At 60.7% G+C, this 20,291-nt stretch carries 18 protein-coding genes; all 18 read left to right on the top strand.

Features of this window, described 5'->3' with window-relative positions; all coding sequences use genetic code 11:
- Positions 1-3 precede the first annotated feature (3 nt).
- Entirely contained in the window at positions 4-1,095 is a 1,092-nt protein-coding gene (gene nuoH / locus HY17_RS07385) for an NADH-quinone oxidoreductase subunit NuoH (RefSeq protein ID WP_034765093.1), read from the top strand.
- Positions 1,092-1,577 (top strand): NADH-quinone oxidoreductase subunit NuoI, encoded by a 486-nt coding sequence (nuoI, locus tag HY17_RS07380; RefSeq protein WP_034765091.1) that lies wholly within the window; start codon positions 1,092-1,094, stop codon positions 1,575-1,577. Before nuoH ends, nuoI begins: the two co-directional genes overlap by 4 nt.
- 64 nt (positions 1,578-1,641) lie before the next feature.
- The gene (locus HY17_RS07375; protein ID WP_081813031.1) at positions 1,642-2,235 is read left to right on the top strand and encodes an NADH-quinone oxidoreductase subunit J; all 594 of its coding nucleotides are present in this window, start codon (positions 1,642-1,644) and stop codon (positions 2,233-2,235) included.
- 5 nt (positions 2,236-2,240) lie between these two features.
- A complete protein-coding gene (nuoK, locus tag HY17_RS07370) occupies positions 2,241-2,549 on the top strand; it encodes an NADH-quinone oxidoreductase subunit NuoK (RefSeq protein WP_034765088.1) in 309 nt (102 codons plus the stop codon).
- A gap of 6 nt (positions 2,550-2,555) precedes the next feature.
- A complete protein-coding gene (gene nuoL / locus HY17_RS07365; protein WP_034765085.1) occupies positions 2,556-4,691 on the top strand; it encodes an NADH-quinone oxidoreductase subunit L in 2,136 nt (711 codons plus the stop codon).
- Positions 4,691-6,187, top strand: coding sequence for an NADH-quinone oxidoreductase subunit M (locus HY17_RS07360; RefSeq protein ID WP_034765083.1), 1,497 nt, complete (start codon positions 4,691-4,693; stop codon positions 6,185-6,187). Before nuoL ends, HY17_RS07360 begins: the two co-directional genes overlap by 1 nt.
- A gap of 6 nt (positions 6,188-6,193) precedes the next feature.
- A complete protein-coding gene (nuoN, locus tag HY17_RS07355) occupies positions 6,194-7,618 on the top strand; it encodes an NADH-quinone oxidoreductase subunit NuoN (protein WP_034765080.1) in 1,425 nt (474 codons plus the stop codon).
- Positions 7,615-8,352 carry a biotin--[acetyl-CoA-carboxylase] ligase gene (locus HY17_RS07350; RefSeq protein ID WP_034765078.1) on the top strand — a complete coding sequence of 246 codons (738 nt, stop codon included), beginning with the start codon at positions 7,615-7,617 and terminating at the stop codon, positions 8,350-8,352. The genes nuoN and HY17_RS07350 overlap by 4 nt, the downstream gene beginning before the upstream one ends.
- A 5-nt stretch (positions 8,353-8,357) precedes the next feature.
- Positions 8,358-9,125, top strand: coding sequence for a type III pantothenate kinase (locus HY17_RS07345; RefSeq protein WP_034765075.1), 768 nt, complete (start codon positions 8,358-8,360; stop codon positions 9,123-9,125).
- Between the two features lie 6 nt (positions 9,126-9,131).
- Entirely contained in the window at positions 9,132-10,820 is a 1,689-nt protein-coding gene (locus HY17_RS07340; RefSeq protein ID WP_034765073.1) for a ribonuclease J, read from the top strand.
- 5 nt (positions 10,821-10,825) lie between these two features.
- Positions 10,826-11,254 (top strand): methylmalonyl-CoA epimerase, encoded by a 429-nt coding sequence (gene mce, locus HY17_RS07335; RefSeq protein ID WP_034765070.1) that lies wholly within the window; start codon positions 10,826-10,828, stop codon positions 11,252-11,254.
- A complete protein-coding gene (locus HY17_RS07330) occupies positions 11,254-11,487 on the top strand; it encodes a DUF1467 family protein (protein WP_034765068.1) in 234 nt (77 codons plus the stop codon). The genes mce and HY17_RS07330 overlap by 1 nt, the downstream gene beginning before the upstream one ends.
- A 52-nt stretch (positions 11,488-11,539) precedes the next feature.
- The gene (proS, locus tag HY17_RS07325) at positions 11,540-12,859 is read left to right on the top strand and encodes a proline--tRNA ligase (protein WP_034765065.1); all 1,320 of its coding nucleotides are present in this window, start codon (positions 11,540-11,542) and stop codon (positions 12,857-12,859) included.
- Positions 12,856-14,142, top strand: a complete 1,287-nt coding sequence (locus HY17_RS07320; protein ID WP_034765062.1) for an ABC transporter permease — start codon at positions 12,856-12,858, stop codon at positions 14,140-14,142. The genes proS and HY17_RS07320 overlap by 4 nt, the downstream gene beginning before the upstream one ends.
- Complete coding sequence (locus HY17_RS07315; RefSeq protein WP_034765059.1) at positions 14,142-14,831, top strand: ABC transporter ATP-binding protein; 690 nt, start codon at positions 14,142-14,144, stop codon at positions 14,829-14,831. Before HY17_RS07320 ends, HY17_RS07315 begins: the two co-directional genes overlap by 1 nt.
- 78 nt (positions 14,832-14,909) lie before the next feature.
- On the top strand, positions 14,910-18,332 hold the full coding sequence (gene dnaE / locus HY17_RS07310; protein ID WP_112074222.1) for a DNA polymerase III subunit alpha: 3,423 nt from the start codon (positions 14,910-14,912) through the stop codon (positions 18,330-18,332).
- A gap of 217 nt (positions 18,333-18,549) precedes the next feature.
- Entirely contained in the window at positions 18,550-19,344 is a 795-nt protein-coding gene (gene rpsB, locus HY17_RS07305) for a 30S ribosomal protein S2 (protein ID WP_034765054.1), read from the top strand.
- 37 nt (positions 19,345-19,381) lie between these two features.
- Positions 19,382-20,287, top strand: a complete 906-nt coding sequence (gene tsf, locus HY17_RS07300) for a translation elongation factor Ts (RefSeq protein WP_034765052.1) — start codon at positions 19,382-19,384, stop codon at positions 20,285-20,287.
- Positions 20,288-20,291 lie beyond the last annotated feature (4 nt).

Below are 20,291 nucleotides of genomic sequence, written 5' to 3'. Positions count from 1 at the left end.
GCCATGAGTAACTACATCGAGTCTATGGGACAGTTTTGGGGCCCCTTGATGGTCCTCGGCCAGATCGGCCTGTTCACGCTGGTCCTGCTTCTCTCGATCGCATTCCTGCTTCTGTTGGACCGCAAGGTCTGGGCCGGCGTGATGATGCGGAAAGGCCCGAACGTGGTCGGTCCGTTCGGCCTGCTCCAGTCTTTTGCGGACTTCGGGAAGTTCCTCCTGAAAGAGATCGTCATCCCGGCGGGCGCGAACAAGTTCGTCTTCCTGTTTGCGCCGATCCTGACCTGTACGCTGGCCTTCGCGGCTTGGTCGGCCATCCCGGTCGCGCCCGGCACGGTCAGCGGCACCAGCTGGGTGATCTCGAACCTCAATGTCGGGATCCTCTACCTCTTCGCCATCAGCTCCCTCGGTGTCTACGGCATCATAATGGGCGGCTGGGCCTCGAACTCGAAATACCCGTTCCTCGGCGCGCTCCGTTCCGCGGCCCAGATGGTCTCGTATGAAGTCTCCATTGGTTTCGTGATCATCACGGTGATCCTGATGGTCGGCTCCATGAATCTGACCGACATCGTCAACAACCAGGATGGTGGTTTTTGGTACTGGCACGTCTTCAGCTTCCAGAACTTCCCGCTGATCGTGGTGATGGTGCCGATGTTCGTCATTTTCTTCGTCTCGGCCCTTGCTGAAACGAACCGTCCGCCTTTCGACCTGCCGGAAGCGGAATCCGAACTCGTTGCCGGATACCAGGTCGAGTATGGCTCCACGCCGTACCTGCTCTTCATGCTCGGCGAATACCTGAACATCGTCCTGATGTGCGCGATGATGACGATCCTGTTCCTCGGCGGCTGGCATGGCCCGGTTGCCCTGGGGGATGATTTTGTCCGCGACCACCCGTTCCTGACCAGCTTCTCCGGGCTGTTCTGGTTCATGTTCAAGACCTTCTTCTTCTTCTTCCTCTTCGCGATGGTGAAGGCCATCGTGCCGCGCTACCGCTATGACCAGCTGATGCGTCTTGGCTGGAAGATCTTCCTGCCGACCTCGCTTGTCGCCGTTCTCGTGGTTGGCGGTTATGTCGCTTACATGGGAGTGCAGTCATGAGCCTCGCGCAGACCATCCGCGGCGCGCTGCTGACCGATTTCCTCGGGGCCCTCTGGCTGGCCACGCTGGAAATGTTCCGCCGCAAGGCCACCGTGAACTATCCGTTCGAGAAGAACCCGCTGTCGCCGCGTTTCCGTGGGGAACATGCGCTGCGCCGTTACGCATCGGGTGAAGAACGCTGCATCGCCTGCAAGCTGTGCGAAGCAATCTGCCCCGCACAGGCCATCACCATCGAGGCCGAACCGCGCGAAGACGGCGCCCGCCGCACGACGCGCTATGACATCGACATGGTGAAATGCATCTATTGCGGCTTCTGTCAGGAAGCCTGCCCGGTGGATGCCATCGTCGAAGGGCCGAACTTCGAATTCGCGACCGAAACCCGCGAGGAGCTGTTCTACGACAAGGACCGCCTGCTCGCGAACGGCGACCGCTGGGAACGTCTCATCGCGAAGAATTTGGAACTGGACGCACCCTATCGCTAGGGCGCGCCGCTAATGAGTAACCGGGACGCCTGATCGTCCCAAACACAAGAGGGGTCAGAGGGCTGTGGCACTGATCGCATTCTACCTGATGGCTGCGGTGACGCTCGTGTCAGCGCTAATGGTCATCATGGCGCGGAACCCCGTCCACTCCGTGCTGTGGCTGATCCTCGCCTTTTTCTCGGCTGCGGGTCTGTTCGTCCTGATTGGGGCGGAATTCATCGCCATGCTGCTGGTCGTCGTCTATGTCGGCGCCGTCGCGGTGTTGTTCCTGTTCGTCGTCATGATGCTCGACGTGGACTTCGTCGAGCTGAAAGACGGCACACTGAAATACTGGCCGTTTGCGATGCTGGTTGGCATCGTGTTCGCGGCTGAAATCGTCATGGCTTCGGTCTTCGGCGTGCAATCGCTGCCGGACTCCTTCGACGCTGCACCGGGGGCTGATACCAACGCGGAAGCCATCGGACAGGTAATGTACACAGAATACATGCTGTTGTTCCAGCTGGCCGGGATCGTGCTGCTGGTTGCGATGATTGGTGCCATCGTCCTGACGCTGCGCCACCGCCCACATGTGAAACGCCAGAACATTGCCAAGCAGACGTCGCGCCGCCGCGGCGATGCCTATGAACTGAAGGACCCCAAGCCGGGGCAGGGGATCTGATACCTATGGAACTCGGGCTTTCCCATTATCTCGCGGTGTCGGCCGCCCTGTTTACGATCGGGGTGGTGGGTATCTTCGTGAACCGGAAAAATATCATCGTCATCCTGATGGCGATCGAGCTGATCCTGCTTTCGGTGAACCTTAACCTGGTCGCCTTCTCGGTCTTCTCCGGTACAATCGCCGGACAGATCTTCGCCATGCTTGTGTTGACGGTTGCTGCCGCTGAGGCTGCCGTCGGTCTTGCCATCCTGGTCGTCTACTTCCGGAACCGCAGAGATATCTCGGTCGAGAACGTAGACCTGATGAAGGGCTAGGACGGTATGCTTTCTGACGCGCTTCTCCTTTTCATCGTCCTTGCGCCCGGCCTCGTGGCGCTGACGGGTCTGTTCCACAAGATTATCGGCGACAAGATCGTCATGTACGCCACCACCGGCGTTGTGCTGACGGCGGGTGCCCTGTCGCTTTTCCAGCTGTTCGCCTATGCCGCCGGAGTGGGTGGTCATGGCGGCGATGCCCATGGTGCCGCCGAACATGGCCATGCCGTGACGCAGCACATCATCACGCTGATGCCGTGGATCCATGTTGGCGACTTCCAGGCTGACTGGGCCATCCGTGTCGACACGCTGTCCATCGTCATGATGGCGGTGATCACCGGCGTGTCCGGCCTCGTGCACCTCTATTCCTGGGGATATATGAGCGAGGAGCCGCACAAGGCGCGCTTCTTCGCTTACCTGTCGCTCTTCACCTTCGCTATGCTGATGCTGGTGACCGCTGACAACTTCATCCAGCTTTTCTTCGGCTGGGAAGGTGTGGGCCTCGCATCCTATCTGCTGATCGGCTTCTGGTACCAGAACAAGGCGCCGAACGACGCCTCAATCAAGGCCTTCGTCACCAACCGTGTCGGCGACTTTGGCCTCGCGCTTGGCATCATGGCTGTGTTCTGCATCTACGGCACGGTTGAGTTCGCGCCCTTCATGGAAGCGCTGCGCGAGAACGCCATGGTGACCCCGATTGCCTTTGCAGATCCGGCGCCAGCGCGCGAAGTCATCATGAACTTCCTCGGCTACCGTGTCTGGGCGGTCGAAGTGATCGGCGTGCTGCTGTTCATCGGCGCGATGGGCAAGTCGGCCCAGTTCTTCCTGCACGTCTGGCTGCCGGACGCCATGGAAGGCCCGACGCCGGTTTCCGCCCTGATCCACGCCGCAACCATGGTGACCGCGGGCGTCTACCTCGTCTGCCTCCTCTCGCCGTTGTACGAATACACGCTCGTGGCGGCCGGCATGATCACGGTGGTCGGCGCCGTCACCGCTCTCTACGCCGCAACCGTCGGCATGGCGCAGAACGACATCAAGCGCGTCATCGCATATTCGACCTGTTCGCAGCTCGGTTACATGTTCTTCGCGGCAGGTGTCGGCGCCTATGAGGCGGCGATGTTCCACCTCTTCACGCACGCCTTCTTCAAGGCCCTCCTGTTCCTCGGCGCAGGTTCGGTGATCCATGGCATGCACCATGAGCAGGACATGCGGAAAATGGGTGGCCTCGCCAAGTTCATGCCGCTGACCTACGCAGCCATGATGGTCGGTACGATTGCTATCATCGGTCTCGGTGTTCCGCACACGAAGCTTGGTTTCGCCGGGTTCTTCTCGAAGGATGCGATCCTGGAGAGCGCCTTTGCGGGCGGTGTCGAACACGTTGCCTTCGGCCAGATGGCTTTCTGGTTCGGTATCGTCGCGGCCTTCCTGACCAGCTTCTATTCCTGGCGCCTCATCTACATGACGTTCCACGGACCGAGGGCTTCGGAAAGTGCTCATGATGATCACGCTCATGCGGCACAGGACGCTCATGATGACCATGCGCACGACGATCATGGACACGACCACGATCACACGCCGCATGAGAGCCCTATGGTCATGCTCATCCCGCTCGGCCTGCTCAGCCTGGGTGCGATTTTCGCGGGCTTCTTCTTCTATGATTACTTCGTCGACCATTCGAACGAAGCCTTCTGGGCCGGTGCGATCTATCGCGCCTCGGAGAACCATGTCCTCCATGCCCGCCACGAAGTGCCGGAATGGGTGATCTACGCGCCGCTGATCGTGACGCTGGGCGGCTTCTTGCTGGCCACGATGACCTATTTCTTCAATCGCGGCGTGGGCAAGCGCATCGCCGACACTGGTGGCCCGCTTTACTCGCTGTTCTACAACAAGTGGTACTTCGACGAGATCTACAACGCGACGCTGGTGCGTGGCGCGGCCTTCCTCGGCAACATCTTCTGGAAAGCTGACAAGAAGGTCATCGACGGTGTTGGCGCTGACGGCATGACTGCGCTGACCCTGTTCAGTGCCCGTCGCCTGTCGGCCATGCATACCGGCCGCCTGTATCACTATGCATTTGTAATCATTGGCGCAGCTCTCGTCTTCGGGGCGCTTATGTGGCTGAACGCCGGAGGGGCAAACTAATGGGCGGTTTTCCCATTCTATCGGCGCTGACCTTCCTGCCGCTGGTTGGCGCACTGATCATCATGGCCGTGCGCGCAGCGACGGCTGGCAGCAGCTCGTCCGAGTCCGCCAATGAGGGGCGCACCGCGCTTCTGGCTGGCCTCGTCATTTCCGGCGCGACCTTCCTCGTTTCGCTGGCGGCGTTCTTCTATTACGATCCGTCGACGCCGGGCTATCAGCTGGTTGAACAGCATGTCTGGTATCAGTCGATCAGCTACAAGCTGGGCATTGATGGCCTGTCACTGCCGCTGATCCTGCTGACGACGTTCCTTACGCCGATTTGCCTTCTGGCCAGCTGGAATTCGATCCACACGCGGGTGACGGAATATGTCGTTGCCTTCCTGGTGCTCGAGACCTTCATGATCGGCGTGTTCACCGCACTCGACCTGGTCCTGTTCTACATCTTCTTCGAAGCCGGCCTGATCCCGATGTTCCTGATCATTGGTATCTGGGGTGGCAAGGACAAGATCTACGCCGCGTTCAAGTTCTTCCTCTACACGCTGCTTGGCTCGCTCCTGATGCTGGTCGCGGTTGTATACATGTACATCACGGCCGGCAGCTCCGACTTTGAAGTGCTTGAGAAGTTCGCCTTTGATCCGCATGTCCAGACCTGGCTATGGCTGGCCTTCATGGCGTCCTTCGCGGTGAAGCTGCCGATGTGGCCGGTCCACACATGGCTTCCAGATGCGCACGTTCAGGCGCCGACGGCGGGTTCGGTCATCCTGGCAGGTGTCCTGCTGAAGATGGGCGGCTACGGCTTCCTGCGCTTCTCGCTGCCGATGTTCCCGGATGCGAGCCAGCTGTTCCAGCCGGCCATGTTCGCACTGGCTGTTGTTGCCATCGTCTACACATCGCTGGTCGCGTGGCGCCAGACAGACATGAAGAAGCTGATCGCTTACTCGTCTGTCGCGCATATGGGCTTCGTGACGCTTGGCGTTTTCTCTTTCACCGAAATCGGTGTGCAGGGCGCGATCTTCCAGATGATCAGCCACGGCTTCATCTCCGGCGCGCTCTTCCTGATCGTCGGCGTCGTCTACGACCGCATGCACACCCGCGAGATCGCGGCCTATGGCGGCCTCGTTCACCGGATGCCGGTCTATGCGACCCTGTTCATGCTGTTCACGATGGCGAATGTCGGCCTGCCGGGCACGTCGGGCTTCATCGGTGAGATCCTCACCATGGTCGGCGGCTTCCAGGCTTCGACCTGGGCGGCAGCTGGCGCTGCGCTGGGCGTCATTTTCTCGGCTGTCTACATGCTGACGCTCTACCGGCGCACCGTGTTCGGCCAGATCACCAATCCGGAGCTGAATGAACTCAAGGACATGAACCGGATCGAACTCGTTACTATCGTTCCGTTGGCGCTGCTGACGCTGCTGTTCGGCGTCGCGCCCAACCTGATCTTTAACCTGACCGAGGGCGCTACCCAGAGCATCCTCTCGCTGATGGCCGGAGGCTGATCGCCCATGCTCGACTTCACTGCCATGACCCTGGCGATCGGGCCGGAACTCTGGCTCGCCGCCACAGGCCTGCTGGGCGTGCTGCTCGGTGCGCTGCTCAAGGACAGCTTTAACGGATTGTCGTTCAAGTTCGGGGCGCTCGTCCTGTTCGTTGCCGCTGGTATCGCGGCTTTGACCTATCAGGGCGGCGAAGCCTTCAACGGCCTTGTAGAAACCAACACGTTCGTGAACTTCGCCAAGATCGTTTCGTTCATTGTGGGCGGACTTGCGCTTGTGATGTCAGAAGGCTTCCTGAAGCGTCACGAGACGGCCCGCTATGAATATGCGTTGCTGACGATCTTTGCCTCGCTCGGCATGGGCATCATCCTGTCTGCGTCGAACCTGATGACGCTCTATATGGGTATCGAGACGCTCAGCCTTTCGTCCTATGTGCTCGCCGCGTTCCATCGCGATTCCGCGCGCTCTTCGGAAGCGGGCCTGAAATATGTCATCCTCGGCTCGCTGGCCTCCGGTATGCTGCTCTACGGCGCATCGCTGGTCTACGGCTTCTCCGGCACGACCTTCTATGCAGGCATCGCCGCGGCGGATCTCTCTGTTGGTCTGATGTTCGGCATGGTTCTGATGATCGTCGGCCTGGCCTTCAAGGTCTCGGCAGCCCCGATGCACGTCTGGACACCGGATGTCTATGAAGGTGCCCCGACACCGGTCGGTGCATTCTTCGGTGCCGCGCCGAAGATGGCTGCCATGGTTGTGTTCGCCAATGTGATGTTTCAGGTCTTCGGCGATGCGATGGACCAGTGGCAGCTGATCATTGCGATCATCGCCGGCCTGTCCATGCTGATCGGCGCCTTCGGTGGCCTGACGCAGACCAATATCAAACGCCTGCTGGGCTATTCCTCGATCGCCAATGTTGGCTATGCGCTGGTCGCCGTGGCCGCGGGCAAGGAGCTTGGCGCCGGTCCGTTGCTGACCTTCATGACGCTCTATGTGGTTTCTTCGCTTGGCCTGTTTGCGGCTGTGCTTTCGATGCGCCGTCAGGGCGGCATGGTTGAAGGCATTTCCGAGCTGGGCGGCCTTATGAGCAAGCGCCCATTGCTTGCCATCGCGCTGTCGGTCCTGATCTGGTCCGTAGCCGGCCTGCCGCCGTTCGGCGGGTTCCTCGGCAAATGGGTCGTTCTGGAAGCAGGTGTCAGTGCAGGGCTCTACCCGCTGGCGATCATCCTCGTGCTCGCTTCGGTCGTGTCGCTTGGCTACTATCTGCGCCTGATCAAGATCATGTGGTTCGATGAGCCGACAGAACGCTTTGAAGCCATCGATGGCTCCGTCTCGCTGGTCGTGCTGGCTTCGTCCCTGTTCGTGATCGTGTTCATGATCTTCTTCTTCCTGCTGAGCGGGTGGACAGATCAGGCCGCGCTGGGGATCACGGCTTGAACCAAGCCTGGCCCGTCCATCGCTTCGATACGATAGACAGCACCAACACTGAGGCCCGGCGGCGGGCCCAGACCGGCGCGTTTGAGAATTGCTGGATCCTGGCAGACGAACAAACGGCGGGTCGGGGCAGGCTGCAGCGCAACTGGGCCTCGCCCAAAGGCAACATCTTCACTTCGGCGCTGTTCCGCGAACCGGGTGGCATCCAGGTCGCGTCTCGTATTCCATTTGCGGCGGCGCTCGCGGTCAGCGACACCGCGCTGGAATATGCGCCGGGCGCGGATGTGCGCGTCAAATGGCCCAATGACGTACGTGTGAACAAAGCCAAACTATCTGGCATCCTGATCGAAACCGGGCAGGACGAGCAGGGGCTCTGGGTCATCGCGGGCATGGGCGTGAACGTGGCTCAGGTGCCGCCTGAGGCCGGGCAGGCAGCGACTTGTCTTGCGGAGCTGTCAGGCCAGAAAGACCTTGATCATATTGAAGTATTTGGTTCCCTGACCCGCCATTTCATGACCCGGCTGGCGCAGGCGCGAGAGGGCTTCGGACCAGTACGGACCGACTGGCTGAAGCGCGCCGAGGGGCTGGGCAGTATGGTGCGGGTCTCGCCTGGCGGTGTGCCGGTCGAAGGCGTGTTCGAGGACATGGCTGCAGATGGGGGGCTGATCCTCAGATTGCCGGATGGATCGCGACAGACCATAAGGGCCGGCGATGTACATCTTATTGGAGAGGTCTGACGCGGATGCTGCTCGCTATCGACGTTGGCAACACGAATACGGTCTTCGGTATCCATGACGGAAATGCATGGGTGAACCAGTGGCGTAGTGCTACCGACCCGACAAAGACTGCAGACGACCACGCCGCCTGGCTGTGGCGGCTGGCGGACATGCACGGGGCCGATCTCAGCCTGATCAATGGCTGCGTGATCTCGACCGTTGTGCCTCAAGCCGTATTCAACTTCCGCAACCTTGCCCGCCGCTACCTGCATGTGGAGCCGATGTTTATCGGCGACCCGAGCCTGAAGACGGGTATGGAAATCCGCATCAAACGGCCGGAGCAGGTGGGGGCCGACCGGATCGTCAGCGCGCTTGGCGCACATAAGCAATATCCGGGCAATCTGATCGTGATCGACAGTGGCACCGCCACAACGTTCGATGTCGTCGCGGAGGATGGCGCGTTTGAAGGCGGCATCATTTCTCCGGGGATCAACTTGTCCGTGAAGGCACTGCACGATGCCGCTGCGCAGCTGCCGCGCATCGCGATCCAGCGCCCCCCGCAGGTGATCGGACAGGATACCATCTCGGCCATGCAGTCCGGCGTGTTCTGGGGTTATATCGACCTGATCGACGGGCTCGTGAACCGGATCAAGGAAGAGTACGGCAAACCGATGAGCGTTGTTGCCACCGGCGGTGTGGCTTCCCTGTTCGAAGGCGCCAGCGAGACAATCGATCATTACGACCAGGACCTCCTCATTCGGGGCCTCCTGGAAATCTATCGTCTGAACAAATAGGACCTCATGCCCGATAAAGCTTCCTCCCGGGACGAACTCGTCTTCCTGCCACTTGGCGGTTGCGGCGAAATCGGCATGAACCTCAATGCCTACGGGTTCGGCCCGCCGGAAGCGCGCCGCTGGATCCTGGCGGATCTGGGCGTGACGTTCGGCAGCGACGATACGCCGGGTGTTGACCTGATCTGTGCGGATCCGGACTATCTGATTGGCGAGCATATCGACGCCGTTTTCCTGACCCACGCGCATGAAGATCATATCGGTGCCGTCGGTCTGATCTATCCGCGCCTTGGCATCAGGGCGCCGATCTATGCGACACCGTTCACAGCAGAACTCGTCCGTTCCAAGATGGAAGAGCGCGGTGTCGATACGGGCGCTCTGAAAGTGATCTCGATGGGCGGCAAGGTTCAGGCTGGGCCGTTCGAAGTGACCTACGTTACGCTGACGCATTCCATTCCTGAGCCCAACGCGCTGGCCATCCGCACACCTGCGGGCCTGGTCCTCCATACAGGCGACTGGAAGATCGACCCGGATCCGCAAATCGGTTCGACAACGGATATTTCCGGTTTGACCGCACTTGGCGATGAAGGCGTGCTCGCCATGGTCTGCGATTCCACGAACGTGTTCGAGGAAGGCGAGTCCGGATCTGAAGAAACGGTCCGTCAGGGACTTGTGGAACTGATCGCGCAGCAGAAGACGGGTGCGGTCGCCGTTACGACGTTCGCGTCCAATGTGGCACGCGTGAAGTCCATCATTGATGCTGCGACGCAGGCAGACCGGCACGTGTGCCTCGTCGGGCGCAGCATGCACAAGATCACAAATGCCGCGAAAGCTGTCGGTATCCTGCCGCCGAAACTGGAGTTCGTGGACGAGAGCGAAGCAGGTCATTTCCCGCCGGAGCACATCCTCTATCTATGCACCGGCAGCCAGGGTGAGCCGAGGGCAGCCCTGTCCCGTATCGCGCGCGGTGACCACCGTCACGTGATCCTTCGGGAAGGCGACACGGTCATTTTCTCTTCCAGACAAATCCCTGGGAACGAGAAAGGCATCTTCGAGCTTCAGAACGGTCTGGCCGAAAAAGGCATCCGTGTGATCACGCCGCGCATGGTTCCGCAGAAGATCCATGTATCGGGTCATCCGTGCCGCGACGAACTGCGCCGTATGTACCAGTGGGTGCGGCCGCGCATTTCCGTGCCCGTACACGGCGAACGCCGGCACATCATGGAGCATGCAGCCTATGCGCGCTCCCTTCAGGTGTCCGAGGCGATCACGCCGCGCAATGGCAGCCTTGTCCGCCTTGCGCCCGGGCCGGCTGAGATTCTCGACGAAGTGCCGAATGGCCGACTTTTCCTGGATGGCAATCAACTCGTGCCGGAAGGCGCGCAGGGGATTCAGGAGCGCCGGAAACTGTCGTGGAATGGTGTGGTTTTCGCGAGCGTCTCGCTCGACGGACACGGCAACATTATGGATGGGCCCGTCGTGGTCGTGAAAGGCTTTTCAGAGCCTGACGGTCGGCTCGCAGACGAAAGCCTTGAAACTCTCGAAGAGGCGGCCGACATTGCTGTCAGCAATATGAAACGCAAGGACCGCTTCGATGACGATGCGGTCGAGCGGGCCATCGGCCGCGCGCTTCGAAAGGCCGCAGAGACAGCCTGGGGCATGCGCCCGATGATCGAAGTCGTTGTTTTGAGGACCTGAGTATCATGAGTGAATTCAAGATCGGACCGTTGAACCATGTTGGCGTGGCCGTGCCGGACCTGGAAGAAGCCTGCGAAACCTATCGCACGCTCTACGGCGCGACGGACATCACCACCCCCTTCGACATGCCGGAACAGGGCGTGAAAGTCTGCTTCGTAAACCTGCCCAACAGCCAGATCGAGCTGATCGAGCCGCTGAACGAAGAGTCCCCGATCCACAACTTCATCCAGAAGAACCCGAAGGGCGGCCAGCACCATGTCTGCTTCGAGGTGGACGACATCAATGAGGCTGTCGAAGAGATGGGCAAACGCGGTGCCACCGTGCTCGGCAAGCCTCGCATAGGCGCCCATGGCACGATGATCATCTTCGTTCACCCGAAGAACTCAAACGGCGTCCTGATCGAACTGATGGAAAGCCCGAAAGGCGCTCACTAATGCAATTCATGAGTGGGCTGGTCGTCTTCACGATCGCCTGGTGGGTCTGCTTTTTCACGGTCCTTCCCATTGGCGTCAAAGGCCAGTGGGAAGACGGATCGACGATTGAGGGAACCGAAGAAGCAGCGCCCAAGCACCATATGGTTGGCAAAAAAGCGCTGTGGGCCACGATGGGGGCGGTTGTGATCACGGCAATCGCCGCGGTCGTCGTGCCACGCCTGCTTGCGCAATAGGTGCCCCTGCGGCTAGGTGAGCCGCGTTTTACAACAAGTCCCCGGGGATTCGATGCGGCTTTCCAGATACTTCCTGCCCGTTTCCAAGGAAGCGCCGGCAGATGCGGCCATTGTCTCGCACAAGCTGATGCTGCGCACCGGCATGGTGCGCCAGAACGGGGCAGGCATCTACACCTGGCTGCCGCTGGGCTTCCGCGTCCTGAAGAAGATCGAACAGATCGTGCGGGAAGAAATGGACCGCGCTGGCGCTATCGAGCTCCTCATGCCGACGCTGCAGCAGGCCGACCTCTGGCGGGAATCCGGCCGTTACGACGATTATGGCAAGGAGATGCTGCGCATCACGGACCGGCACGACCGGGACATGCTCTACGGCCCGACCAATGAAGAGCTGATCACCGATGTCTTCCGCTCTTATGTGAAGAGCTACAAGCAGCTGCCGCTGAACCTGTATCACCAGCAGTGGAAGTTCCGCGACGAAGTGCGTCCGCGTTTCGGCGTCATGCGGGGCCGCGAATTCCTGATGAAGGACGCCTACTCCTTCGACCTGACGGAAGACGGTGCCCGCGTCGCCTACTACAAGATGTTCTGTGCTTACCTGAACGCATTCAGCCGCATGGGCCTCACCGCCGTGCCGATGCGCGCCGACACCGGCCCGATTGGCGGGGAACTCAGCCACGAATTCATTATCCTGGCCGATACAGGTGAAAGCGCCGTCTTCTGTGACAAGACGCTTCTGGATATGGAGCCGCCGGGGCTGGATCTCGACTTTGAGGGCGATCTCACCGGCGAAGTGGAAAAACGCACGCAATACTATGCGGCTACCGAAGAGATGCACGACGAAGCGGCGTTCGCCGCCATTCCGCAAGACCGTCAGGTCTCCGCGCGCGGCATTGAAGTCGGCCACATCTTCAATTTCGGCACCAAGTATTCGAAGCCGATGAACGCCGTGGTTCAGGGGCCGGATGGCCAGATGGTGCCGGTCCAGATGGGCAGCTATGGCATCGGCGTCTCTCGCCTTGTCGGAGGCATCATCGAAGCCTGTCATGACGACAACGGCATCGTGTGGCCGGAATCGGTTGCGCCGTTCCATGTCGGCCTGATCAACATGCGCGTCGGTGACGAAGGCTGTGACAAGGCTTGTGGTGATCTCTACGAACAACTCGAAGCCGCTGGCATCGACACGCTGTATGACGACACGGATGACCGTGCCGGCGCCAAGTTCGCGCGGATGGATCTCATCGGCCTGCCATGGCAGCTGGTGATCGGCCCCAAAGGCCTTGAAAAGGGCATAGTTGAAGTCAAGAACCGCAAGACCGGCGAGAAGGTGGAGTTGCCTTTCGCTGAAGTCGTTGCAAAGGTTACGCCCGCATGAGTCAGGCCGCTGCGCCATTCGGACGTCTCGAACGAACCCTGGCCTGGCGGTACCTGCGCGCCAAGCGTGAGCATGGCGGCGCGAGCCTGATCTCGATCATCTCCTTTGTCGGAATCTTCTTTGCTGTTGCGGCGCTGATCATCACCATGTCGATCATGAGCGGTTTTCGCGCGACGCTGCTGGACGCGCTGCTGGGCGGCCAGCCGCATGTCTATGCGGTCGTCAATCAGTACACAGAGGCCGAAGCCGAAGCGCTTGCCGACAAGATCCGCGAGATCCCCGGGATCACGAGTGCATCGCCCTATATCGAAGAATACGTCCTCGTCACCGCCAATGGCCGCAAGACCGGCGCCGTCGTCCGCGCGATGCGCAACGAGGACCTGTCGACCCTCGCATTCCTGAAGGACCATGGGCAGGCCGCCATCGATGCGGGGTTCGGAGTCGGCAGGAATGGCGGCAATACGATTATGATGGGCTCTTTCCTGGCGGCGGGCCGGGAAGGGCTGGGCGTCATCCCCGGTGATAAGGTCGAGATCATCACCACCGGTACGAATGCCAGCGTCATGGGCGCCACGCCACGCTCGAAGGCCTATACGGTGGGCGAGATCTTCTCCACTGGAAGTGTCGAGCTCGACATGGCTTATATCTTCATGCCGATGGACCAGGCGCAGATCCTGTTCCAGTCCAAGGATCACTATCAGATGCTGGATATCCGGCTGAAGGATCCGGACAAGACGCAGGAGGCGATGCAGGCCATAGCGCTCGCCACCGGCAATGCTGTGCGCATGTATGACTGGAAAAGCCAGCGCGCGGCCTACCTGAACGCCCTGAAAGTGGAGCGTACCATGGTTCGCCTGCTTGTCATGGTGATCATGGGTATCGCCACGCTGAACATCATCGTCGGCGTTGTCATGCTGGTGAAGAACAAGACCCGCGATATCGCGATCCTGCGCACCATCGGCCTCGGCCGGGGCGGGGTGCTGCGCGTTTTCCTGATGGTCGGGACCGTGCTCGGTACGCTCGGCGCGCTGCTCGGCATGACGATCGGCGTTCTGTTCATCCTGAACATCGGCGCCATTGAAGCCTTCATCAATCTGTTCATGGACGGCGGCAAAGTGTTTGACGCGGAGACTTACGGGCTCGCGCACCTGCCGGCGATCCTCGACTGGGGCGACGTGTTCAGCACGGGCCTCTATGCCCTCGCCATGTCGGCCGGTGTGTCCCTTATCCCGGCCTGGTGGGCCTCCCGCCAGGATCCGGTCAGCGCGTTGAGGTTCGAGTGATGACGGCCCCCGTGCTCGAACTCTCCGGCATCAACCGCGCCTACAAGACGGCGGCGGGGGAGCTGAACGTGCTGTCCGGTGCGGAGCTGAAGCTGCAGGCGGGTGAACTGGTCGGCCTGATCGGCCCGTCAGGCTCCGGCAAGTCCACCCTGTTGCACACTGCCGGACTGCTGGAACGGCCAGAGGCGGGCACCGTGCTGCTGGATGGCGTCGATTGCCTGAAGCTGGACGACAAGTCCCGCACCGCGCTGCGCCGCTCCAAGATCGGCTTCGTCTACCAGTTCCACCACCTGCTGCCGGAGTTCAACGCGGCGGACAATGTGGCCATGCCGCTGATGATTGCAGGCGTCAGCCGCAAGGCCGCCCGCGAGAAGGCCTCGGAACTGCTGGCCGAAATGGGCCTCGACCACCGGGCAGACCACCAGCCGGGTCAGATGTCCGGCGGGGAGCAGCAGCGAGTCGCCATCGCCCGGGCGCTCGCCAACACGCCGCGTCTTGTCATCGCCGACGAGCCGACGGGCAATCTCGACCCCGCGACGACCGAACGGGTGTTTGCCACCTTCATCAAGATGGCCCGGGAAGAGGGCGCCGCCGTGCTTGTGGCGACTCACAATCATGCACTGACGGCCCATATGGACCGCGTTCTGACGCTGGAAGACGGAAAACTGGTTCCCTACGAACCGGAATAAGCTGTGAAAACCGGGCATTGCTGTCTGGTCTGGCGAGGGTTGGCCATGCAGTTTATCCTCCCCTGAGGAGAGATTGCCTTGCCCGAGTCGCCCTTCATCCATCTGGCCATCCGTTCCAGCTATTCGCTGCTGGAAAGCATGATTTCGCCCAAGGACGTGAAGGCCTGGTGTGAGGAGCACCTGGTGCCTGCGGTCGCCATCACCGACCGCAACAATCTGTTCGGGGCGCTTGAAATATCCCTCACGCTTTCTGGAGCTGGTATTCAGCCCATCATGGCGTGCTGTTTCGATGTTGTAGAGGACGTGCCAAGGGCCGAGCCGTCGCGCCTGTCGCTCTATGCCCAGAACGAGACAGGCTACCGCCGCCTGATGTACCTGTCGTCGCGCGCCTATCTGGACGCGGCGGACGGCGTGCCGAAACTCTCGCGCGCACTGGTCATGGAACAGACCGACGGCCTGATCGTGCTGACCGGCGGCGCCGAGGGTGAGGTCGCAAAACATCTGCTCAAAGGCCGGGTGGCAGATGCACGGACGGAACTGTCCACGCTGGCGAGCGCCTATCCGGGGCGGTGCTATGTCGAGATCACACGCCACGGCACGCCGGATGAACGCGCCGTTGAAGAAGGACTCATCCAACTGGCCTATGAGCTGGAGCTGCCTTTGGTAGCGACGCATGATGCGCGCTTCATGAAGAAAAGCGACGCGCAGGCGCATGACGCCATGATGTGTATTTCCAATGGCGAATATCTGGGCCAGCCGGACCGCAAGCAGGTGAGCGCCCAGCAATACTTGAAATCGCCTTCGGAAATGCGTCTGCTGTTCGCGGACCTGCCGGAAGCCATCGAGAACACGGTCGAGATCGCCCAGCGCTGTTCGGTGAAGGCCGAGACGCATAAGCCGATCCTGCCGAACTTCTCGAACGAAGGGCGGTCTGAGGCAGAAGAACTGCGCAAGCAGGCGCTGGAGGGCCTCGAATTCCGCCTCAAGGAAGCCGACCGGCTGTATGCCGAGCGTGAGACATATTTCGAACGGCTGGACTATGAACTCGGCATCATCGAGCGGATGGGGTTCCCGGGCTACTTCCTGATCGTTTCGGACTTCATCAAATGGGCCAAGGATCAGGGCATTCCGGTCGGGCCGGGCCGGGGCTCCGGTGCGGGCTCGCTGGTTGCCTGGGTTCTCCTGATTACGGACCTTGATCCGCTACGCTTCGATCTTCTGTTCGAACGCTTTCTGAACCCCGAACGTGTTTCGATGCCAGACTTCGACGTCGACTTCTGTCAGGAACGACGGGGCGAGGTGATCCGCTATGTTCGCGACAAGTATGGTGCGGACTCAGTCGCCATGATCATCACTTTCGGTACGCTGCAGGCGAAGGCTGTGGTGCGCGATGTGGGGCGCGTCATGCAGATGCCTTACGGTCAGGTGGACCGTCTGGCGAAGCTGATCCCGTTCAATCCGGCCAATCCGCCGAAGCTTCAGGAAGCGATCGACGACGAGCCGAAATTCTATGAGGAGATGGACGCCGATGAGCGCGTTGGCGAACTCCTCAAGATCGCGCTGAAACTGGAAGGCAAATACCGGAACGCAGGCACACACGCCGCCGGTGTCGTGATCGGTGACCGGCCGCTCGTGGAGCTGGTGCCGCTCTATAACGATCCGAGGGCAGACCTTCCGGCCACCCAGTTCAACATGAAATATGCCGAGATGGCCGGACTGGTGAAGTTTGACTTCCTCGGCCTGAAGACCCTGACAGTCATCGACCGCGCCCTGAAATTCATCCGGCGGGACGGCAAGGATGTCGGTCCGGAATGGAAAAGTCTGGACGATCAGGACACGTACGACATGATGGGCGGCGGTGACACGCTCGGCGTCTTCCAGCTGGAAGGCGCGGGCATGCGCGATACGCTGAAGAAGGTGCGTCCGCACAGTCTTGAAGACGTGATCGCTATCATCTCGCTCTATCGTCCGGGCCCGATGGAAAACATCCCGGTCTATATCGAGGGCAAGGAAAATCCCGAGGGCGTCCAGTACGCCCACCCGGACCTGAAGCCTGTTCTGGAAGCCACGTATGGCGTGCCGGTCTATCAGGAACAGGTCATGCGGATGGCGCAGGAGATTGCCGGCTATTCGCTCGGCGATGCTGACCTGCTGCGCCGTGCCATGGGTAAGAAAAAGCTGGAAGAGATGATTGCCCAGCGCCAGCGCTTCGTCGAGGGCGCGGCAAAGAACAAGGGCATGGAAGCCCCGCTGGCCAACGAAATCTTCGATACGATGGAGAAGTTCGCAGGCTACGGCTTCAACAAGTCCCACGCCGCGGCCTATGCCCTGATCGGCTATCATACCGGCTACCTGAAGCGCCACTTCACGGTGGAGTTCCTGGCCGCCTCGATGAGCCTCGATCTCGGCAACACCGACAAGCTTGCCGCCTTCTTCCAGGAAGCCAAGCGGCTGAAGATCCCGGTCATCGCGCCGGACGTGAACAGCTCGACTGCTGACTTCGATGTGCGCGATGGGGCAATCGTCTACGCGCTGGGTGCGCTGAAAGGCGTTGGCCTCGAAGCGATGAAACATGTCGTGGCGATCCGCGAGCAGGACGGCCCGTTCAAGGACATCTACGACTTCGCCGAACGGGTCGATCCGAAGCATGTGAACAAGAAGGCCTTCGAATCCCTCGCCAAGGCGGGGGCGTTCGACTGTTTTGACAAGAACCGGGCGCGCGTGCTCGCCGGGGCGCCGATGCTGGCTCAGATGGCGGCAAGTGCGGCGGAAGACCGGATGGGCGGCCAGGGCGGCCTGTTTGGCGATGCCGAGCCAGCTTTGCGCCCGGTCCTGCCGTCGGCCAAGGCGTGGAATGGCCAGCAGAAGCTGGATGAGGAGTTTCGCTCCATCGGGTTCTACTTCTCCGGCCACCCGCTGGACGATGTCCTCTCGGGCCTCGACCGGGAGCGTATCACCCTCGCAATGGAGATCGAGGAGCGGGCTTCGGACGGCAAGCCTATCGAAATGATCGGAATCGTGCGCCTGCGCTCCGACAAGCCGGCCCGCAATGGCGGCAAGTTTGCCTTCCTCACCCTGTCCGATCCGACGGGCGAGGTTGAGATGATGGTCTTCCCGGAAACCCTGTCCCAGAATTACGACCTGCTGCAGGTGGGCAACGCTGTTGCGGTGACTGTTGGGGTGAAGCGGAACGGGGAAGAGATCCGCCTCAATGCCGAAAGGGTCCTGCCACTGGAATCGGCCCGTCTCAGCCGGGGCATGGGGGCGTTGAAGGTGCGTCTCGCCGTGGGGGCCAATCCGGCGGAGATCGCGGGCGTGGTCGGTCACCTCGCCAAGCTGCCTGATACCGAGCGCGGTGACATTCTGGTCGAGGTGCCGCTGGAGGATGGCCGGCTGGTGATTCTGAAGCTGCCGGCGACCTACACGATCAGCCTGAAAGCCCAGCGGGCATTGAAGGACGTGCCAGGCGTGGAGCGTGTGGAGCCCCTGAAAGCCGCCTGATGCTCCATCTAGGGCATGCCGGGTTCATGACATAGTCCAGTATAGTCATGAAATGATCACCTGAAGTCCTGCCAAAACAGGCCTCAGACCGCTTGCCCGGCAAGGGAATATCTGTATAAGCCGCCTCATCTTAAACCAGTTCACGGGTGCATCCGGTGCTGCGGGCCATTGGGGTCCAAAGTTCCACCCGTGACGGCCAACCGGATGGAGACAATCGATGGCCCTACCTGACTTCACCATGCGTCAGCTGCTCGAAGCTGGCGTTCACTTCGGTCACCAAACCCACCGCTGGAACCCGCGTATGAAGCCGTACATCTACGGCGACCGCTCCGGCATTCACATCATGGACCTTTCCAAGACTGTGCCGGCTCTGCACCAGGCACTGCTGTTCGTGCGTGATACGGTGGCCAAGGGCGGCCGCGTTCTGTTCGTCGGCACGAAGCGCCAGGCCCAGGAGCCGGTCGCTGAAGCCGCGCAGCGCTGCGCCCAGTACTACATGAACCACCGCTGGCTCGGCGGCACGCTGACCAACTGGTCTACCGTGTCCAACTCGATCAAGCAGCTGCGCGAACTGAACGCGATGTTTGAAACGGGTGGTGGCGCCGGCCTGACCAAGAAAGAGCTGCTCGACCTCGAGCGCCGCCGTGAGAAACTCCATAAATCTCTGGGCGGTATCGCTGACATGGGCGGCCTGCCGTCGGCCATGATCGTGATCGATACCAACAAGGAAGCCATCGCCGTTCAGGAAGCCCGCAAGCTGGGTATCCCGGTTGTGGCCGTCCTGGATACGAACTGTGATCCGGCAGACGCCGATTACGGCTTCCCGGGCAATGACGACGCTGCACGCGCTATCTCGCTCTACTGCAACCTGTTCGCCGATGCCGTTCTCGACGGCCTTGCAGAATCCTCCGCCGGTCTCGGCATGGATCTGGGCGAGCTGGAAGACGTTACAGGCGTTGTGGATGCTGATGTTGCTGCAGCAGACGAAACGGCTGACGAAGCCGGCGCATAAACCGCACCGGTACAATCGAGACTGAGGGAATAAAGCTATGGCTGAGATTACAGCTGCGCTTGTGAAGGCGCTCCGTGAAAAAACGGGCGCAGGCATGATGGACGCCAAAAAGGCGCTTGTCGAAAACAATGGTGACGAAGCGGCGGCCACCGAGTGGCTCCGTGCCAAGGGCCTGTCCAAAGCTGCCAAGAAGTCGGGCCGTACGGCCGCTGACGGCCTGGTGGCTGTGCAGGTTTCCGAAGACGGCAAGTCCGGCGCAATCGTCGAACTGAATGCCGAAACGGACTTCGTTGCCCGTAACGAAAAGTTCCAGACCGCTCTGGCCGGCATCACCAAGGCAGCCCTGAACACCGACGGTTCCGTCGAGGCTCTTGCTGCCGCGCCATCGCCGGATGGTGAAGGCTCTGTCGACGACCTGATCAAGCGCCTTGTTGCGACGATTGGCGAGAACATGACCCTGCGCCGCTCCGCCAAACTGACGGCTGAAGGCAAGGTCGCTTCCTACATCCACAACGCAGAAGCTCCTGGCATGGGCAAAGTGGGTGTGCTGGTCGCGCTCGACGGTTCGGGTGACCTGGACGAAATCGGCCGCAAGGTTGCAATGCATATCGCTGCCACGTCGCCGGCTGCTGCAACGACAGACGAGCTGGACCCGGCCATCGTCGAAGCTGAAAAGCGCGTCCTGACCGAGCAGGCGCGTGAAAGCGGAAAGCCGGACAATGTTATCGAGAAGATGATCGTTGGCCGCATGCAGAAGTTCTACAAGGAAGTCGTGCTGGTTGAGCAGCCTTTCGTCATGAACCCTGACCAGACGGTTGGTGAGTTCCTGAAAGGCGAGGGCGCCACACTGAAAGGCTTCGTCAACTTCAAGCTCGGTGATGGCATCGAGAAGGAAGAGGACAACTTCGCAGATGAAGTCGCTTCCATGACAAAAGGCGCCTGATCAG

Origin of the sequence: Hyphomonas sp. CY54-11-8 (assembly GCF_000682735.1) — a bacterium.
GTDB lineage: Bacteria > Pseudomonadota > Alphaproteobacteria > Caulobacterales > Hyphomonadaceae > Hyphomonas.
The sequence above is the reverse complement of the archived record's forward strand: the minus strand, read 5'-3'. Positions and strand labels throughout refer to the sequence as shown.

What these genes read in the sequence shown, in the direction of transcription:
- nuoH (WP_034765093.1), top strand. Translation starts at nt 4, where the DNA reads ATGAGTAACTACATCGAGTCTATGGGACAGTTTTGGGGCCCCTTGATG.
- nuoI (WP_034765091.1), top strand. Translation starts at nt 1,092, where the DNA reads ATGAGCCTCGCGCAGACCATCCGCGGCGCGCTGCTGACCGATTTCCTC.
- nuoK (WP_034765088.1), top strand. Translation starts at nt 2,241, where the DNA reads ATGGAACTCGGGCTTTCCCATTATCTCGCGGTGTCGGCCGCCCTGTTT.
- nuoL (WP_034765085.1), top strand. Translation starts at nt 2,556, where the DNA reads ATGCTTTCTGACGCGCTTCTCCTTTTCATCGTCCTTGCGCCCGGCCTC.
- HY17_RS07360 (WP_034765083.1), top strand. Translation starts at nt 4,691, where the DNA reads ATGGGCGGTTTTCCCATTCTATCGGCGCTGACCTTCCTGCCGCTGGTT.
- nuoN (WP_034765080.1), top strand. Translation starts at nt 6,194, where the DNA reads ATGCTCGACTTCACTGCCATGACCCTGGCGATCGGGCCGGAACTCTGG.
- HY17_RS07345 (WP_034765075.1), top strand. Translation starts at nt 8,358, where the DNA reads ATGCTGCTCGCTATCGACGTTGGCAACACGAATACGGTCTTCGGTATC.
- HY17_RS07340 (WP_034765073.1), top strand. Translation starts at nt 9,132, where the DNA reads ATGCCCGATAAAGCTTCCTCCCGGGACGAACTCGTCTTCCTGCCACTT.
- mce (WP_034765070.1), top strand. Translation starts at nt 10,826, where the DNA reads ATGAGTGAATTCAAGATCGGACCGTTGAACCATGTTGGCGTGGCCGTG.
- HY17_RS07330 (WP_034765068.1), top strand. Translation starts at nt 11,254, where the DNA reads ATGCAATTCATGAGTGGGCTGGTCGTCTTCACGATCGCCTGGTGGGTC.
- proS (WP_034765065.1), top strand. Translation starts at nt 11,540, where the DNA reads ATGCGGCTTTCCAGATACTTCCTGCCCGTTTCCAAGGAAGCGCCGGCA.
- HY17_RS07320 (WP_034765062.1), top strand. Translation starts at nt 12,856, where the DNA reads ATGAGTCAGGCCGCTGCGCCATTCGGACGTCTCGAACGAACCCTGGCC.
- HY17_RS07315 (WP_034765059.1), top strand. Translation starts at nt 14,142, where the DNA reads ATGACGGCCCCCGTGCTCGAACTCTCCGGCATCAACCGCGCCTACAAG.
- rpsB (WP_034765054.1), top strand. Translation starts at nt 18,550, where the DNA reads ATGGCCCTACCTGACTTCACCATGCGTCAGCTGCTCGAAGCTGGCGTT.
- tsf (WP_034765052.1), top strand. Translation starts at nt 19,382, where the DNA reads ATGGCTGAGATTACAGCTGCGCTTGTGAAGGCGCTCCGTGAAAAAACG.